An 18,297-nucleotide genomic window follows, 5' to 3' on the forward strand; every position below is an offset into this window, starting at 1 on the left:
GCTATTACCCCTTATCTTCCTCTGTCGCGATCTCTTGCGCCAGAGAGACTGTAGCAGCCTGCGACTGCTTTAGCCGTTCCGCGCGCAGCAGGGCGCGAATAAATGGTCCGCCGCCGTGACGCTTGATCCATTCTTTCAGCGGTGGATCGATACGCAATTCGTAGCGCTCGGTAAGATCCGGCTCATCATCCTCATCTTCCGCGCCGGGCAGCGGGTAACCTGAGCGCTCATGCAGATAGCCAAGCGCAAACGCGCCCTGTTCGCGGCGATTCAAGGGACTGCTAAAAGCATCAGTGGGGAGCAGTTGTGTTAACGCATATAGATCCGCTTCCTTACCCTGCTGGATAGCCAGCGCCAGGGCGGCTGGCAACACCTGCGGCGGCGTGGTCGATGCGGTCTGATAGATCTGCGCGGGATCTCCCTGCAGCGTGTCCTGGCGCGCTAGTTGCGCAAAAAGTCGTCCCAGCAGATATCCACGATTGTATGACATCTCGCTTCCTCTTCAGTTAAACTGTAAAATCACGTTGTACGTACATTCCTGTACGCAACTATAGCCGTGCAATCTCAAGAAACCCTGAAGATTTGCTCAAAATAGTGTCTATCCTGACTATCCCAACGCGTTTACCTGGAAGCCGTGCTCGTTTCCTCTCAAGCAGACTATATGGATATAGAGCTCTTGCGTAGGCTGTTATAATAGCGCGATGCCCATAGAAGAGATAAAATTGTTATTGAGATGAATTAAAGTAATAGGAGTAGGGAGATGTCCAAAGACAATGTGCTTTCCACAGATAGTGGAGAAGTAGAACTGTCCGAGTATGATAAGCAGCTATTACAGCGTCAGGACCAATTGCAGGTGGAATCTCAGCAGGTGCTGGCTGAGTTGAAGGTTGTTGACCTGCTCTCACAGGAGGGGCGGCTCAGACAGACAGGCAGCACTACTGTAGGGTTGATGGTCTGGCGCGACATCGACCTGCAGGTATACAGCCCGGGGCTTAGCGCAGAACAGGCCTTTGCCACGATGCAGCCCCTGTTGACACATCCTTACGTCACACAGGTGCGCTACCTGCATCAAAGCGACCACTTTAAAATTGAGGGCCTGGGCGAACGCTATTTCTTTATGATCATGTATCAATATAACCAGACGGCCGAATGGAAACTGGATATCTCATTCTGGATCGAGCCTGGCATCCGTCCCGAGCCCGTTCAGGGTGAGCTTGAACGGGTGCTAACGCCTGAAACGCGCTTGCTCATCCTGCGCATCAAGGATGCCTGGTATCAGCTTCCAGCCTATCGTAACACGGTCGCCAGTACCGATATCTATGATGCGGTTCTTCACCATGGGGTGCGTACGCTGGACGATTTCGATCACTACCTCGCTCAGCGCGGCAAGCCCACCCGCGCCGAGCAGCACGATGATGTGCGCCAGGATTGAGCTATAAGGTATTCTTGAACTCCTCACTTAACTACCTGATAAGAATTTGCCTCTCGTCGCCGAGCCGGCGCAGAGGCTTTCCCCCACGTATCCATAAACCCCTTCTTACGTAACATCCTGTTCTCCCACAAGCGCTCGCTACTCCCCTTTTCCAAGAAGCGGGCCGATGATCTGCACGAAGCGGGCAAGCTGTTGCGTTATCCAGGGAACGCGCAGGAATGGACGCAAACGTCTCAGCAGATCATGAACGAATTGTAAAAGCTCCTCAGTCTGGTGTGTCTCGGCGCTGAGATCTTGTAACCAAAACAACACAATGGCGAGTTGCACTCCATAGAGCAGTGTAGCCAGATCGTCAACCTGGGCAGCGCGAGGAGCATCCCTGGACCCAGAAACCAGAGCACGATAGCTTGCCTGCGCCCGGCGGCGGACCTCTGCGCCCTCTGCGCCAAAGACTCCAGCACGTGAGAGGGGATTCAAGGCGATCCCAGATAAAGCTACCAGGGTCAGTCGATGTGGCTCCATAACAGCCAGCAGATCGTGCATAAGCCGGTGAAAGCGGTCGGCGATAGATGCGGCAGGTAGCAAGGGAGCAAGCTCATCTAGTTGGACAACCAACCATCGATAGAGCTCCAGGACCAGATCCTCTTTACTGGCAAAGTAGCGATAAGTAAGCCCCAAAGAACACCCAGAGGTTGCCGCAATATCTCGCATCGTGGTCTGATCATAGCCTTTGGCCGCGAACAGATGCCAGGCCGCATCCATGATGCGTTGTCGCGTCGCAAGCGCTTTCTGCGTGAGTTGGCGCGTCTCACGCGTCTCAGACGATTCCATATTGATCTCCTCAAACGCTTCTGCCTGCACACGGGAGCGCAGGTATCCTTGACTTCAGCATAGCACATCTGGTACAGTGATAAAAAGTGAACAATGTTCACTTTTTATCACTGTACCAGGGAGACCATGATGCAACATTATAGTTTTCTGGTTACCATAAGAGATGGAGCTACTGATGTCTTTTCATACACGCGATCTGGCCAGATTGAACCGCGTCAGCCTCGGCGTTGGGGGGTGCGTATGGGGAATGGCTGCGCTTGCCAGTGTGCCCGGTTGGCTGAGGCTAAGCGATCTCCAGATTGTTCTTCTGCTGGCGCTGTTGGTCATCATCCCCTTAGCAGTACCACTTGTTTTACGTCCGAAAGAGGAGCGTTCCTTGTCTCAGCCTGCTGCTCTGATGCTGTTTATGCAGCCACTGGCATCATTGCTGGGGGGCATCTCCTTTTTTCTCCCTATGGGATTGTTCGCCGCGGCGTTCGCGTCTATATGGCTCTTCTTCACCGTATTGCTCGCACTGATCGGGTTGGTCCGGCTTTGCCAGTTCCATCACCAACAACAGCTGTCGCTCGCGGATCTCTGTCTGGCTGGAGCGTGGCTCTATCTGCCAATTGGCAGTACATGGATGCTGCTGGCCCGTTGGGGCCTTCAGCCTCTTGGCTTCGACGTGCATACCGACCTGCTTACCGCAGCCCACTTTCACTTCATCGCCCTGGCAGCGCTGATCATCACGGGGCTGACCGGCCAGATGATCCAAACTACCCGGGCAACACAACACAAAATTTTTCGGACAGCCTATCGCATCGCAGCCATGGGAGTCCTGATCGATCCACTTTTAGTAGCAGCGGGACTGACCATGGCGCAAGTCACTAATCTACCCGCCCTGGATACTGCCCCTGCCGATCTGCTGGCTTTGAGCCTGATCCTGGTCTCGCTGCTGGGCCTGCGCTTTGTGGTGCCCACAACCACTTCACGGCTGGCGCAAGTGCTCCTGATCCTCTCGTATACAACCGTCTTTTTCACCATGCTGTTTGCCGGGGCATATGCTCTAGGAGATGCCACAGGAGCATGGACTATCACAATTCCCCAGATGATTCTGATCCATGGATTCGAAAATGCCCTGGGCTTTGGCTTCTGTGGATTACTCGGCTGGCGCATCAGAAGCGAGCAAGGAAAGATGAATGGTGAGGAATGCGCGTAATCATTACTGGAGGCACCGGACTTATCGGGCGTACACTTGTTCACCATCTGGCCCGGCAGGAATATGAGATCATCGTCCTGAGCCGGTATCCAGAGCGGGCGGCTCAGATGTTTTCCCGTCGGGAACTACCAGGCGTTCAAACGATTGGCTGGGATGCAACATCTGCGCAGGGATGGGGGGAGTTCATTACTGGAGAGAGTGCCATCGTGAACCTGGCGGGAGCAACTCCGGCCCATTGGCCCTGGACACGAAGGTATCGGACACGTATCCTGGAGAGCCGTTTAGGTGCCGGGCAGGCGCTGATGCAAGCGATAGAGCGCTATGGGCCGCCAGCGGTGCTGGTGCAGGCCTCAGCCTCAGGTTACTATGGAGATCGTGGACAGGAACTGCTCACAGAAACCAGCCTTCCTGGTCGGGGCTTCCGTGCGCAGGTGTGTCAGGAGTGGGAGGCATCGACCGCCCAGGCTTCAACCAGGCGCTGTATCATCCGAACAGGGCTCGTGCTCGATACCAACGCCGGGGCCTTCCCTCCGCTTTTGCTATTTGCCCAACTGTTGGGGAAGCAAGTGGGCAGTGGAAGACAATGGATTCCCTGGATTCACCGCGAGGACGTTGCCAGAGCTATCCAGTTTCTGCTGGAACAGCGTACGCTCCACGGTTCTTTCAATCTTTGTACACCGGAACCCGTGCCCAACGTAGAATTTCTTCGTGTGGTACGGCGTGTTATCAAGCGACCAGCGCTCTTCTCGCTACCAGCGATCGTTCTACAGACACTGTTAGGAGAACTCGCAACAGTGATGCTAGACAGCCAGCATCTTGTGCCTGACCGTTTGTCGAAGGAGAGCTTCCAATTCGTGTATCCCCAACTGGAGCAAGCACTGCGCAACCTGTTGCTAGAGCAGAGAAGATCTCCAGTCAAGAAACCTTTTTGAGTGGCACGAGCTATATATAAAACTCATGGGAGACGCCTTTAGACGTTAGCGACCGGTACGTCGGCGACGCAGGAGCGCAAAAAGGCGCCGGTTCTCGCTATTGATTCTCTCGCTTCTGGGACGAACGGGGTGAAGAGCTGCCAGACGTGAGGAAGGTTGCGCCAGATCTGGTTCTCGACGCTGACGCCGTGCTGGCGCGCGCGATCAATCAGTCCCAGGCCGTCGTCGCGCAGAAGCTCACTATCGCTGACATGCACCAGCAACGGTGGCAGGCCGCTCAGATCGGCGTACAGGGGCGAGGCTAGAGGATCGGTCACCTCTGCCTTTCCATCCAGGTAGTAGCGCCCCGCGTCAGGAATCATGCGGGCAAAGAAGAAAGCGTCACTCTTTTCATTGGTCTTCAAGGAGACGCCAGTCCCCGCCAGGTCAGTCAGCGGAGAAAAGAGGGCCGCGCCCGCTGGTAGCGGCTCCCCCAGTTCACGCAATTTAAGCAGCGTCGCCAGGGCCAATCCTCCTCCAGCCGAGTCTCCGGCCAGCACGATCCTGCCTGGAGCTTCTCCATTGGCGAGGATTTGTTGATAGACGGCAACAACGGTTTCCAGAGCGGCCGGAAAAGGATGCTCGGGGGCCAGAGGATAATCCAGGCTGAGACAGCGCATGTCGGACTGAGTCGCCAGGGCGACGGTCAGTGAGCGGTGGGTACGCGGCGAACAGGCGAGATAGCCGCCGCCGTGCAGGTAGAGGAGCAGTGGAGCTGGCCGCGAGCTTTGTAGAGACTCCAGCGGCTCGATCCACTCGTCGCGGAAACCGGGCCGCTGCTCTACGATGCGTATCTGCCAGCCCGGAGGAACGGTGACGCGCTGCCGCGCGCTCAGACGCCGGCGAAACTCCGCCACATCCACCGGCCGGCGAAAGTGGCGCTTCACATTCTGCTTCACCAGTAGTGACATCAATTGTGCCTGCCAGCTCGACATATCATAGCCTCCTTGCTTGCTTGACATTATTTTCCACATATCTCGTCCACAATCAGAACAGCTCGACTAAGAAGGCATCAAACGATTAAATAGCTTGATCAGAGCTGGATATCTTGTGGGTGAGAGCCGTTGCGTGATATCCATGATATATGCTTCGCGACCGATCAGGATGCGGGGCGCGTTGCGCTCGATGCCGCGCACGATGATGTCGGCAGCCTGTTCCGGCGGCATCCTGAGCACGCGTTCAAAATAGGCGCGCCCCCGTTGCTGCTCTTTCTCCGACAGAGACTCAAAGCGAGCGTTGCGTGCGATATTCGTCTTGATGCCACCGGGATGGACGCAGCTGACCTTGATAGAGGTGCGCGCCAGTTCCTGACGCAGCGTTTCAGTAAAGCCACGCACGGCAAATTTGCTGGCGCAATAGGCGGCCTGTCCCGGAACAGCAAAGAGGCCAAAGACGCTGGAGAGATTGACGATATGTGCCTCCGGCTGCTGCTTCAATACCGGCAGGAAGGCCTTGACTCCATAGACCATGCCCCAGAAATTAATATTGAACAGCCAGGTAATCTGTTCTACCGAGACCTGCTCAACCGTTCCACCCAGAGCTACGCCCGCGTTGTTGATTAAAATATCGACCTTCCCATGCTGCTCAATGACGGCGGTGGCGAAATCCTGCACGGCATCATTATCCGCCACATCCAGTACATGGGTGGAATTGGGGACCGAGACCATGTCAGCCGTCTCCTGCAGACCTTTAGCATTGATATCTGCCAGGGCCAGCGTACATCCTTTAGAGGCGAAATTAAGGGCCAGCGCACGCCCGATACCGCTGCCCGCTCCGGTAATCACGACAACATTTCCAAGCTGAATCTTCATAAATACAAACTCCTAGCATCATTGCTCACAATAATTTACATGTTAGAGAGGCGAGGAAAGAAGCGCCCGCGAGGGGCGCGCCTACGATGATGGGGAAGGTACGGCGCTTGGATGTGCGGCATGCGAATAATGCTTCCAATCAAAGCGACGCGTGCGGTAGCGAAATTCAAAGGTAAAGCCAGGCCAGATGGTAGTGTTGCGGCCGCTGGATGTCAGATACCAGCTGGCACAACCAGAGGTCCAGGCGGTCCCCTGCATGCGCCGCTGCATCTCATTGTCGAAGGCCGCCTGCGCCTCTGGCAAAACTTCTATCGACTGGGCATGATGGCGCTCCATCTTGCGCAGGCAGTCCAGGATATAGTTGATCTGCGATTCAATCATATAGATCATCGAGTTATGGCCCAGACCAGTATAGGGGCCGATCAACAGGAAGAAATTAGGAAAGTCCGCGATAGTGGTGCCTAGATAGGCGGTCGGGCTGGCGTTCCACTTCTCAGCCAGCGTCTGCTGGTGGAGACCGCGTACGTGCTGGGGAAAAGGCGCGTCGGTAACGTGGAAGCCGGTACCACAGATAATAGTATCTACCTCGTGCTCACGTCCATCCGCCGTCACCACGCTATGGGCCCTGATCTCACGAATAGACTCGGTAACCAGTTCCACATTCGGTTTGCCCAGCGCCGGATAAAAATCATCGGAGACCAGGATACGTTTACAACCCATCGCGTAATGAGGCGTCAGCTTCGCGCGCAACACTGGATCTGGCACCTGTCGGGCCAGGTGTTCCTGCGCAAAACCCATTCCCCTCTTCATCACCTCCGGTCGATACACGAGTCCCAGCGCGGTCAGTTCATTTCGCAGATAGATCCTAGCGCGAGCCAGCCGCTGCGCCACGGGCAGCAGGCGGAAGAGCCGCTTTTGTCGCTCAGAGAAAGGATGGTCCATGCGCGGCACGATCCAGGGAGGCGTACGCTGAAAAACCGTCATATGCGCTACCTTCGGCTGGATCTGCGGCACAAATTGAATCGCGGAGGCACCCGTTCCGATGACGGCCACGCGCTTGCCCGTCAGATCGTAGTCATGTCGCCACTGCGATGAATGGAAAATGGTGCCCTCGAATTGTTCAATTCCCACAATCGCCGGCAGAGACGGCTCGTTCAATGGCCCGTTACCGCAGATAAAAAAGTCGGCCGTGAAATGCTCCTGCGTGGTCGTGATGTGCCAGCGCTGCTCATCCTCGTTCCAGACCGCCTCCACCAGCTCACTCTGCCAGCGAATATGCGGCAGGATACCGAAACGGCGCGCGCAGCGACGCAGGTAATTTTGAATCTCTTTCTGCTGAGGATAAAGCCGGGTCCAATTGGGATTGGGCGCGAAGGAAAAAGAATAGAGCAGCGATGGGATATCACAGGCACAGCCAGGATAGGTATTGTCGCGCCACGTTCCCCCGATATCACCAGCCCGTTCAATAATCATAAAATCGTTGTAGCCGTGCTTCTTAAGCTGGATAGCCATACCCAGTCCGGAAAAACCGGTGCCGAGAATAGCGATATGGGTGTGCGGAACCGAATTGTCATTTGTTGAGCGGAAAGTAAAATCTGCGAAGGGATAGCGATCGGCAATCGATACCGGACGAGCGTCTCTACTCGCGCGCACATGAAACATCGTAGTAGCCTCCCATATTCTAAGTCGCATCCTTGTGGAGGAGACAATTCTTCTTCATCATTATACGGTATGAAAAGTTCGCAGGCTCTGGCTATGCTGCATCACCAGGGCAAAGGCAGAGACAGCCAGCTCACACAATTCCTCTCGGCTGATGCTGTGCTGCTCCAGCCAGGCGATACTGGTCGCTTCAACAAAACCGATCCATCCCCTGACAGCGATCGCGAATAACGCAGAAGATTGTGGATCGTGCATAAAGCTCTGGAGGATATTCTGTATATACGTCTGACGCACCATGTCAATGATGGCCGCCACCTGCTCATCCACGCCTACCCCTCCACGCAACAGAGAAATATAAGCCCTGGCATGGCGCTCTACATAGATAAAGTAAGCGTCAAGACTGCTACGCAGGCGCTCTACCGGCTCCAGATCTGGATTGGACTCGGTCGCCGCCAGCAGTTGCGATGCGGCATGTTGCACGATGGCGATATAAAAATCGTGTTTGGTTGGAAAATAGTAGTACAGGAGGCCCTTTGAAATATCGGCAGCATTCGCGATATCATCAATTGCCACCTCTTCATATGATCGATCGCAAAACAGGTCTACACCAACTTCGATCAGCCGCTGGCGCCGTGATATGCGCTCCCGTCCCATATTTACCCCCTATACGGTTCAAACATCCCAGAACATGCGCTCAATCACATCATCTCATTTGAATATAATTCAAATTTGAACACAAGTCAAGTTATAAATAATGTGCATGTGCCAGGGCGAGGTATGTTCATACCTCGCCCTGGCACATGCACAAAAACGTAGGTGTCGGGCTTGCCCCAACTTGCTGCGCAGCAGCCTCGTTCCCAGGAGCGCATCTCCTTCTAATTGGTAAACCAGGACATTGGTAGAAAGTAGCGATTCATCTTTATTTGCATCGAAGGGACGATGGAACGAGCCCGCCGCTTCGCCTCTTCCGCCTTTGGACCCTGGAATTGTCGATCGACCTCGCGCTCGAACAATTCCAACCAGCGCTCAAAGTGCTCGGGGGCCAGTTTTCTCTTCTCATCCAGAGCAAAATGTTTCTGCATCATGCCCCCACGATATCCCCCGGTCTGAAACAAAAGATTTTCCCAGAAATCATACATAACAGGCAGGTGCTCTTCCAGATTGATGGCGGCAATTTCCGTAAAAAAGGGGCCGATCAATTCATCGGCCATGGCATGGGTATAAAAGGCACGGATCAGGCGCGCGATATCCGCGCGACCCTCGATATCCTTCTTCTGTGTTGGCTCCAAGTTGTGATCCCTTATATATCTAGTTACATTGTGTATTTATCAGTGAGGGCCGGGATCGCTCACAAACATAGCCCGGCATATAAAATTATGGATGATTGAGATAAGATTGTAAATAGGGTGAATGCCCCTTCTCTTTGTATTTAACCGGGCACAAAAAAGGTGCCAACCGCCAGAATCAGGTAGAACGCGCAGAGCAACAATCCTTCAAGCCAGGTGGAGATGCCGTCCAGGCTGATAACCGTATACAGTCCCGCGACCAGCGCAAACATCGCCACCTCTAAGAGAGAGAAGTTGAGGTCAAGGGGAGTGCCAATGATGATACCGGCCAATACCAGCAGGGGCGCCACCAGCAAAGCGATCTGAATCGATGATCCGGCCGTAATCGCCATCGAGATCTCCATGTGATTCTGACGCGCAGAAGAGACGGCCGAGAAATGCTCGGCTGCATTGCCGACGATAGGCAAGATAATCAGGCCGACAAAAAATGGATTGAGTCCGACTTGCTTCGTCAAAGGATCAATGGCACCAACCAGGATCTCACTCAAAACGGCCGTTCCGGCCGTGGCCAGCGCCAGCACAACAATGGGAAGCCAGATGGCGGTCCTCCATTTTCTTCCCAACAGAGTCCACCAGGGAGCTTTGGCGCCAGCAGGGGATGTTCGATGGGTGGTGATGGCGGTCTCCATTTCACTCAACTGTTGCAGTTCTACTTCCTGGCTCAGTTCCTCGGTGGGATTTATCAAAAGATCTTTCTCAGCCGCCCGTAAACCAAAGATGGAATAGGCTATATACGCTGCGTAGCAGATGAGCAAGACGATCGCGATCCCAATACTGGCCAGGTGCAGCTGATTGCCACGCACCACCTGCTCACCAGGACGGGTGCTTTCACCAATGGTAGCCAGTAGCGATGGAATCGCCATACCAATAACGGCCAGCACCAGCATGGCCGCGTACTGTCCAGTCGCTCGGGAACTGAATTGCTGCTCGCGGTACTTCCACCCACCAAAGAACATCGACATGCCCAGTACCAGCAGCGTATTGCCAATAATTGAGCCGGATAGAGATGCCCGCACGACTTCGGGCAATCCAGCTGCTAAAGCCGCCAGGCCGATAATGATCTCTGCCGCATTGCCAAAGGTTGCGTTGAGTAATCCCCCGATACGTTGTCCCATGCGCTCGGCCAGCGCTTCAGTCGAAACACCAATTAAACCAGCCAGCGGAACTAACCCCAATCCGGCCAGCACAAAAACGATCAGGGCCGACGCGTGCATATACTCGGCGCCCACCGCCAGCGGGACCGCGACTAATAATATATAAAGCCAGCGAGTCATTTATGTCAAAGAACCTCTCTGTTAAAATATTGGCCCCATCAACTATAACTATTGATAACATGAACCAATAGCCTGCTCAGTATATCTGGATAACTACTTTATCTATACACGAGCTATCACTCTCAAAAGGTGCATGCACTGATGAACTAATAAACGGTGATGCGCTTTGCAGGGAGGCAATGACAAAAATCTGTTCGTTGGAGTTCTTTAGTCCAAGAGAAACTATAGTCATGCACTGTCCATGTCGAGGTTTGTTTATACGTATTAAAGGTGAAGTGTTTTCAAATTTGTAGCTAGAGAATTGGGAGTAACAAATTGAAGTACCTTTTTAGATGGTGTTATTATTGTGGGAGGAAAGAGAACCTCGCGAAAAAGTCTATCTATGTATTAGATGGATTACACACATATCAACGATTAGTCGATGTGTGTGTAGAGTGCCAGACGATCAGTCGCCACTGTCACTATTGCACCCTGAAGCATACTCCGGGGCATTGTCTGGACCAGGATATCCAGCCAGCTGGCCTATGGCACGCTACAACATCAATCACGATGCCAATTGAACAGGTGTTGTAGGTTGCCCCGATCATTTTGAACACCTCGCATATTATGGGATCTGTAGTTGGGCGGCTAAAACATGCTTCTGGACCTTACCCAGAGCATTGCGCGGCAATGCATCGACCACAACAATCTGACGTGGCTTTTTATAGCTGGCCAGTTGCTGGCGACAGAAAGCGATGATGTCGGATGCCTGTGGACGATGATCGGTCCGTGGTACAATAACGGCCACGACCTGTTCACCCATATCTACATCAGGTAGCCCTATGACCGCGGCTTCAGCTATATCGGGATGGGATTCAAGCACATCCTCTATTTCGCGAGGATAGATATTATAGCCTCCGCTGATAATCAGCTCACGAGCACGTCCCGTAATAGTGTAGTAGCCATCCTGACTATACCAACCCAGGTCACCCGTCTTAAACCAGCCATCGGCATCAAATACCTCGGCGGTCGCATCCGGTCGCTGCCAGTATTCCGAAAACACATGAGGTCCACGTACCTCGATCTCACCTATCTCTGTGGCAGATAGAGGGCGGCGTGTCTTTACATCGACAACCCGCGCTTCCTGGCCCGGGAAAGGAGCACCAACGGTACCCGCGCGCCGCTCCCCATCGTAGGGATTGGTCATGTTCATAATCGTCTCAGTCATGCCATAGCGCTCAAGGATTCTTTGTCCAAAGGTCTGCTCAAACGCGTTAAATACCTGCGGACTCAAGGGAGCCGATCCTGAGACAAAGAGGCGCAACTGGCGCGGCTTGAGCGCCTGACGCTCAACTTCCGCCAGCAAGCGGGAATACATCGTGGGAACGCCGAAGAACATGGTGATGGTATGATTGTCTTGCAGCTTGGAGAGCACATCGGCCGCCTCGAACTTCGGCCGCAAGACCATGCTAGCGCCGGTCAGCAGGGTGCCATGCACGCCGACCATCAAGCCATGTGTATGAAAGAGAGGCAAGGTCAACAGCAGGCAGTCGTTCTCGGTCCAGTGCCACGCACTGGTTACGGCGATAGCGTTGGCCAATAGATTACGCTGCCGCAACAGGGCTCCCTTCGAGCGTCCCGTGGTGCCAGAGGTATAGCCGATCACAGCAGGGTCGTTCGCCTCAGGAAACACGAGCGCATCTGCGCTTTCAGACGTTTGCTGAGGTGTAGGCTCGCCATTGGCGAGAAAATCAGAGAGGGAGATCTGCTCGCTAGCACCTGCGCTGGTAGGCCCCTCAACCAGGATCAAGGCTCGCAGTGACTCAATCTGTAGCGGTACTATCTCCTGCGCCCCGGCCTCATTGGTCACACACAGACGCACGGCAGCATCATTGAGAATATGGCTCAGCTCAACCTTGCGGTACTGTGTATTCACCAGCACGATAATCCCATGAGCAAGCTGCACGCCCAGATAGGCGATAATAAATTCAGGCGAGTTCCCAAGAAAGAGGGCGACGCGCTCTCCCGGTTGAAGCCCCCGGTTCCGCAATGCCTGCGCGAAGCGCTCAACCCGTGACGCTAGATTGTCATAGGTGATACGTTGCTGATCAAAAAAGATCGCCACACGCTCTGGCTGTTCCTGCGCATGCCGAAATGTAGCCTCAACAATTGAATTCATGCAATCCCTCCCTCTCTGTCTGTTCTTGTATCATACCACATCCACATGGCTTATACCACGCTTGCATTATAAATAAATGCTCTAAACACACTCCCACTTGACATGCCCGCATGACTTTTTGTATAATATGTAGAACACAATATTTTACGACATTTATCGAAATTCATACAACACGGTAAGCAGCCTCATAGATACCTGGCTATAATCCTGCTATCAATGCCAATGGTGGCTTTGATATAGAAGACACGCGTATTGTAGTGTTTAGCTACTCATCATTGATGAGTGGGGTCAGGAGGTCTCAATGGCGGCGATCTCATCGTCAGAGAACGTCACTGTACGCAAAATGCTTCCCATCCTGAGTGCCAGCACTATTGGCACAGCCATTGAATGGTATGATTTCTTCCTGTACGGTTTTTTCTCGGCAACCATCTTCAATAAACTTTTCTTCCCTCTTCTCGATCCTGTTACCGGTATCCTGGCATCCTTTACTACGTACTACATTGGCTTTATCGCTCGACCAATTGGTGGTGCCTTCTTTGGCTGGTTCGGTGATCGCATCGGGCGCAAATCTGTGCTGGTCACTACCCTGCTATTAATGGGTATCTCGACCTGTCTGATGGGCCTGGTCCCCACATATGCCCAGGTTGGCATCCTGGCTCCGTTACTGATCACGATCTTGCGTTTTCTGCAGGGCGCGGGCGTAGGTGGTGAGTGGGGCGGATCAGTCCTGCTCTCGCTTGAATATGGCGATAACCGCCGCCGTGGCTTCTGGACCAGCTGGCCGCAGACAGGTGTACCACTGGGGTTGGCGCTGGCCGCGATCGTTGTTATTATTACGCGCGCGCTCTTCACAGGTGATGCCTTTTCAGGACTCGGCTGGCGCATTCCTTTTTTCCTGAGCGTCGTCCTGATCCTGGTCGGGCTCGTTATTCGCCTGCGTATCCTGGATACGCCCGCCTTTACTAAATTGAAAGAGGAGAATAGAATCTCCCAGGCCCCATTGGCCGATGCCTTCAAGCATCATTGGAAAGATATTATCCTGACGGCTCTGCTGCGATCAGGAGAGCAGGCTCCGTTCTATCTGTTCACGACCTTCGTTTTAGGCTATGGGGTCACCTCGCTCAAGATCCCTCTCAATGTGCTCTACGTAGGCATTATTGTGGCAGCCGTCGTCTCCTTTATCTTTATGCCTACCGCCAGCTATGTCTCGGATATCATCGGGCGCAAGCGCTGGTTTATGATTGGGACGCTGCTGATGGCCGTATTCGCGTTTCCCTTCTTTCTTTTGCTGCAAACCAGAAATCCGGTGGCGGTTGTGTTCAGCATGGCATTCGCCATTGGCATCTGCCACGCATCGGTTTATGGTCCTCAGGCGGCCTTCATTTCCGAACACTTTGGCCCCAAATTGCGCTACAGCGGAGCCTCGCTCGGCTACCAGCTGGCATCTCTGACGGCAGGCGGCCCCGCTCCGATCATCGCGACCCTGCTGGTGGCGCAGTACCATTCCTATGTGCCTCTGGCACTCTATATCATTCTGATGGCTCTTATCTCGTTCCTGTCAGCCCTGGCGCTCAAAGAATACGCCAACAAGGACGCGCAGCTTGATCATGATGAAGTAGCTGTCCCGGCCAGCGTCACCGCATCGGATGCCTGATCGGCTAACAGCCAACCTGATCAAAACGCTCTATTTCCTACCAGAGATAGAGCGTTTTAGTTTAAAATATCGATATAAACCTTTATGAGGATAATCTCAAAATATCAACCGGGGGAGCTAAGCCCACACTACAAATTAATCAGGGAGTTAGAAACACGCTTATGTTGACACAGCCGGTACGCGAAGAAAAGATAGCGCTTGATGGGGTATCCCTTCATTGCGTTCAATGGGGCCAACAGGGTACGCCCGTCATCTGTATTCACGGCTTAACAGCAAACGCCTTCTGCTTTCAGGCATTCGCCGACTACCTGGCGCCATCTCATCGGGTCTGTGCCTATGATCTGCGTGGACGAGGTGACAGCGAGAAACCGGCACAGGGATACAGCGTGCCGATTCACGCGGCGGACCTGGCGCAGTTGATTGATGCCCTCCAGCTAGAGAGGCCGGTGATCATTGGGCATTCACTGGGAGCGTTGATCGCGCTCTACTTTGCCGCGCATTATCCCGAAAAGTTAAGCAAACTGGTCCTGATCGACGCCGGAGCACCTTATGCATGGAAGACGCCGGAGGAGGCACCAGACTGGCTGAAAAACGCTGTTAGCCGCCTGGGAAGCAGTACACCATCTTATGAGGAGTACATCGCGCACATGAAGGCTGCTTCATATCTGGGTTCTTACTGGAATGAATACATGGATCTCTATTTCACACACGATGTGATCCAGCAGGCTGATAGATCGGTCATCTCAAAAGTTTCTCTACCCGGCATTATCGAGGAGTCGATGAACACACATCTAGCCAGACCCGATGAGCAATGGGGACATGTGCAGACTCCGACCCTCTTGCTGCGCGCGGGTCAGAAGTTGCTGTATGAGAACGATCAGATCCTTTCAGAACGGGCGGCGCATAGCATCTGCCAGGGGATCGCATCCTGCCAGTACAGCGATTTTCCAAACCTCAACCACTACACAATCATCTTTGGCGTTGATCCAGGACCCGTGGAGGCGATCGCTTCATTTATACAGCAGAATTAGTGCCACATCTGATGCTGGCATGACTATGTTTCCGTCCGCTCGTTCTCTGTCTCCAGGAGATTGGGCGGACATGACATCGTCTCCCCCGATTGAGAGTGCTGAGCATCCCCCTCCCTGACCGAAACATCTTCGGGCACATGCTCCCAGAGCACCTTTTGTTGGGCCGCCAACGTCTCAGATCTCGATCTGAGCAACGTTGGCTGGATCAGCATCCCCGATACAGCTACCGGAACATCGCCTCCAAATACGTCCAGCTGCTCATTTACCCTGCGCAACGCCCTCCAGAAGGCCTGCAACTGTTGCCAGATTGGCCGGACATCAACCGCCAACACGCTCACCAGCAAGAGGAAGAGGGGCGCAAATTTGCTCAACACCATCCACTCCCACGCCGTGGCTCCAGGAATCATACCCAGGTAGCCTGAATTCTGAACATCGATATGAAACAGGTTCAGCAACACAAAACAACTGGGCAGATCGATCAAAAGGATGCAAAACATGGTCCACCTGGTCTGGAACTCGGGACAGGTTACCATGCAGATAGCCAGGATATAGGCCAGGGTGCTCCACTGGTACTCAAATACCTGTTCATAGAAGCAGAGAAAATAAACCATATAGAGCAGAGCCGCCTTTGGCAGAGCGATCCTTTTCAACGTGCCTAAGAAGATGATCACAAACAGCACCATATCCTGAATGGCGTGATAGATAACATCCGGCCATTGCGTTATGTAATGTAAGAGGGCCGATAGGGTAATGATTTGATTGGGACCCAGCGTACCAGACAGGCTAAAGTTGGTCATCAGATTATCAGTGTAATATTTGCCAACTCCACCAAAGGTCCAGAGCAGCGTCAAGACCCCAAAGCATCCACCACTTATCAGCGCCAGCTTCCAACGTCCTTTAAAAATCAGCGTTGGGACCAGTAAAAGACCGATCGGCTTGACCAGCATCCCTGATACATAACAGACACCAGACCCCACTCCTGATCCTTTTTTGACCAACAGGATCAGCATTAAAAAGAGAAAGAAGTTCAAGATGAAATGGAATTGCCAGGCGGCCAGTTCCAGGTAGCTGCTAAAGTTGGCCAGGATGATAAAAGCGGCAAAACCGATATATTTATGTCCACGAAAGTTCCAGGCAAAATAGGCAACCAGCAGAAGCGTCAGGATAGCCTTGATCCCCAGCCAGATGTATGGCGACTGTGCTGGACTGAAGAGGGCCAGCACAGAACCCACAATCAGGGTGAACAAAGGATGATAGACATTGGAGTTGGCAAGATTTGGTCGAGCATACTGCGCTCCACCAGGCAACGGGTCTCCAGTCAGACTCCCCCCATGCCAGAAGGCCCAGGCCCCGTTGAGCAATTGATAAAAATCAATGCCTTTCGCCCCCTCGTGCAGAGCGGCACCGCTAAAGAAGACATCCAGCCATCCGGTCCACATTACTGAGAGCAGAAATAGCGCGTAAACACCTATTCCCAGGTAGAACAGACCATATGTTTTTAACTGGTACCGTATCTCTTCCATTCTTTGCTCCGCCAAAGAACTATATGTAGATGGTGTTACAAGGAGTATGTGTCTCTTGTAACACCATCTATAAGATTATCGGCTAATATAGGAGACGTGCCGGCCACTACCGGGCTGCGCCAGGCAGGTATCATGCTCAAAGGCCAGTTGACCACGCACAAAAACCTGCTGGATCTTGCCTTTGATTTTTGTACCGGCGAACGGCGTCCAGCCGCACTTCGACAATATCTGCTCGTTGTTGATCTCGTATGTCTGCTGCGGGTCAATCAACACGATATCCGCGTCTTTACCTACTTCCAGCGCACCCTTGTTCTGTAAACCAAAGATGCGCGCAGGATTGGTGACGCAGCGCTTGATGATCTCGCTGAGTGCGACCCTGCCTTCCTGTGAGGCGTTAAAGAGCAGAGGTAACATAGTCTGAACACCGGTCAGACCAGAGGGGGCCTTCTGGTAGGGCTGCATCTTCTCCTCTTTTGTATGCGGCGCGTGATCCGTACCAATGGTATCGATGACATCGAAATAGCGCCATAGCGCCTCTTGATCGCTCTTGCTGCGCAGCGGAGGATTGACCTTGCCAAAATTGCCCAGCCGCTGCTGATCCTCTTCCGTCAGGAAGAGATGCAGCGGGGTTACCTCGCAGGTGACGCGTACCCCTTTCTGCTTTGCCTCCTGGATCAGCTCTAGCTCTCGCTGCGTTGTAGTGTGGGCTATATGCAGACGGCGGCCAACCTTTTCAGCGATGGCCAGGGCACGGCTCAACGCGATCTGCGCGCTCAAGGGAGGTCTGGCCCGATTGTGCTCGGTGCTCCCCTGCGCGCCAAAATAGAGCAGCGATTGTTCATCCTCCGCGTGCACAGCGATCGGCTTATTGGGCGGAAAGGTCGAGAAGTGCCGGAAGATGGGCGAGAACTCTGTCACTAGCAGCGAACCGGTTGAAGAGCCCATATAGAGCTTCATGGCGGCCACCTGGTCGGCTACGGAGGCCGCCTCCTCGATATTGTTATCGGTCGCCCCAAAATAAAAGCCATAATCGACGACCGCCTTCGGCCCCACCTGTGCCATCTTCTCTTGCAGATGCGCGCGGCTATCGGTTGGTGGCTGCGTATTTGGCATGTCCAGAATGGTGGTAACCCCGCCCGCCAGCGCGGCCCGCGTTCCGCTCAGAAAGTCCTCTTTATGCGTACCACCGGGATCGCGAAAATGGACATGCGAATCGATAAAGCCAGGCAATACCATCATTCCTTCGGCTTCAATGACCTGCTCACCCGGTTCAGGCACGAGTTGCTCAGCCAGTTCGCTGATCTTCTCGCCACGCGCGCGCACATCTAACCGTACTGGACCATCTGCCAGCACAACAACACCATTCACGATTAACATATCTACATTCTCCTCGCTTAATATATCGCCAG

At 53.5% G+C, this 18,297-nt stretch carries 16 protein-coding genes; 5 read left to right on the forward strand and 11 right to left on the reverse strand.

Annotated features, from left to right (window positions below):
- Positions 1–4: 4 nt before the first annotated feature.
- Complete coding sequence (locus tag AABA21_RS01835; protein ID WP_338247232.1) at positions 5–490, reverse strand: type I-C CRISPR-associated protein Cas8c/Csd1; 486 nt, start codon at positions 488–490, stop codon at positions 5–7.
- 270 nt (positions 491–760) lie between these two features.
- Between AABA21_RS01835 and AABA21_RS01840 the strand changes: the two genes are divergently transcribed.
- A complete protein-coding gene (locus AABA21_RS01840; RefSeq protein ID WP_338247234.1) occupies positions 761–1,432 on the forward strand; it encodes a hypothetical protein in 672 nt (223 codons plus the stop codon).
- A gap of 138 nt (positions 1,433–1,570) precedes the next feature.
- Here AABA21_RS01840 and AABA21_RS01845 read toward each other — a convergent pair whose 3' ends face one another.
- Positions 1,571–2,263 carry a TetR/AcrR family transcriptional regulator gene (locus AABA21_RS01845; protein ID WP_338247235.1) on the reverse strand — a complete coding sequence of 231 codons (693 nt, stop codon included), beginning with the start codon at positions 2,261–2,263 and terminating at the stop codon, positions 1,571–1,573.
- A gap of 175 nt (positions 2,264–2,438) precedes the next feature.
- Here AABA21_RS01845 and AABA21_RS01850 point away from each other — a divergent pair, with 175 nt between their 5' ends.
- Positions 2,439–3,461 carry a YndJ family transporter gene (locus AABA21_RS01850; RefSeq protein WP_338247237.1) on the forward strand — a complete coding sequence of 341 codons (1,023 nt, stop codon included), beginning with the start codon at positions 2,439–2,441 and terminating at the stop codon, positions 3,459–3,461.
- On the forward strand, positions 3,452–4,393 hold the full coding sequence (locus tag AABA21_RS01855) for a TIGR01777 family oxidoreductase (RefSeq protein ID WP_338247239.1): 942 nt from the start codon (positions 3,452–3,454) through the stop codon (positions 4,391–4,393). Before AABA21_RS01850 ends, AABA21_RS01855 begins: the two co-directional genes overlap by 10 nt.
- Positions 4,394–4,431: 38 nt before the next feature.
- Here the strand turns inward: AABA21_RS01855 and AABA21_RS01860 are convergent, their stop codons facing one another.
- The 7 genes from AABA21_RS01860 to AABA21_RS01890 all read right to left on the reverse strand — a co-directional run bounded on the left by AABA21_RS01860 (position 4,432) and on the right by AABA21_RS01890 (position 12,680).
- On the reverse strand, positions 4,432–5,367 hold the full coding sequence (locus AABA21_RS01860; RefSeq protein ID WP_338247241.1) for an alpha/beta hydrolase: 936 nt from the start codon (positions 5,365–5,367) through the stop codon (positions 4,432–4,434).
- 66 nt (positions 5,368–5,433) lie between these two features.
- On the reverse strand, positions 5,434–6,243 hold the full coding sequence (locus tag AABA21_RS01865; RefSeq protein ID WP_338247243.1) for an SDR family NAD(P)-dependent oxidoreductase: 810 nt from the start codon (positions 6,241–6,243) through the stop codon (positions 5,434–5,436).
- An 81-nt stretch (positions 6,244–6,324) separates the two neighbouring features.
- Complete coding sequence (locus AABA21_RS01870) at positions 6,325–7,905, reverse strand: flavin-containing monooxygenase (protein WP_338247245.1); 1,581 nt, start codon at positions 7,903–7,905, stop codon at positions 6,325–6,327.
- Between the two features lie 60 nt (positions 7,906–7,965).
- Positions 7,966–8,556: a TetR/AcrR family transcriptional regulator gene (locus tag AABA21_RS01875; protein WP_338247247.1), complete on the reverse strand. Its 591-nt coding sequence runs from the start codon at positions 8,554–8,556 to the stop codon at positions 7,966–7,968.
- Between the two features lie 221 nt (positions 8,557–8,777).
- On the reverse strand, positions 8,778–9,191 hold the full coding sequence (locus AABA21_RS01880; protein ID WP_338247250.1) for a group III truncated hemoglobin: 414 nt from the start codon (positions 9,189–9,191) through the stop codon (positions 8,778–8,780).
- A 140-nt stretch (positions 9,192–9,331) separates the two neighbouring features.
- The gene (gene cax, locus AABA21_RS01885; protein WP_338247252.1) at positions 9,332–10,522 is read right to left on the reverse strand and encodes a calcium/proton exchanger; all 1,191 of its coding nucleotides are present in this window, start codon (positions 10,520–10,522) and stop codon (positions 9,332–9,334) included.
- A gap of 604 nt (positions 10,523–11,126) precedes the next feature.
- Positions 11,127–12,680 carry an acyl-CoA synthetase gene (locus AABA21_RS01890; protein WP_338247253.1) on the reverse strand — a complete coding sequence of 518 codons (1,554 nt, stop codon included), beginning with the start codon at positions 12,678–12,680 and terminating at the stop codon, positions 11,127–11,129.
- A gap of 301 nt (positions 12,681–12,981) precedes the next feature.
- Here AABA21_RS01890 and AABA21_RS01895 point away from each other — a divergent pair, with 301 nt between their 5' ends.
- Both AABA21_RS01895 and AABA21_RS01900 read left to right on the forward strand, forming a co-directional pair.
- A complete protein-coding gene (locus tag AABA21_RS01895) occupies positions 12,982–14,334 on the forward strand; it encodes an MFS transporter (RefSeq protein ID WP_338247255.1) in 1,353 nt (450 codons plus the stop codon).
- Positions 14,335–14,495: 161 nt separating this feature from the next.
- Positions 14,496–15,365, forward strand: a complete 870-nt coding sequence (locus AABA21_RS01900) for an alpha/beta fold hydrolase (RefSeq protein WP_338247257.1) — start codon at positions 14,496–14,498, stop codon at positions 15,363–15,365.
- 23 nt (positions 15,366–15,388) lie between these two features.
- Here AABA21_RS01900 and AABA21_RS01905 read toward each other — a convergent pair whose 3' ends face one another.
- Together AABA21_RS01905 and AABA21_RS01910 are read right to left on the reverse strand one after the other, a co-directional pair.
- On the reverse strand, positions 15,389–16,888 hold the full coding sequence (locus AABA21_RS01905) for a glycosyltransferase 87 family protein (protein ID WP_338247259.1): 1,500 nt from the start codon (positions 16,886–16,888) through the stop codon (positions 15,389–15,391).
- Between the two features lie 75 nt (positions 16,889–16,963).
- Positions 16,964–18,265 carry a dihydroorotase gene (locus tag AABA21_RS01910; RefSeq protein WP_338247261.1) on the reverse strand — a complete coding sequence of 434 codons (1,302 nt, stop codon included), beginning with the start codon at positions 18,263–18,265 and terminating at the stop codon, positions 16,964–16,966.
- Positions 18,266–18,297 lie beyond the last annotated feature (32 nt).

This window comes from Dictyobacter halimunensis (assembly GCF_036245075.1).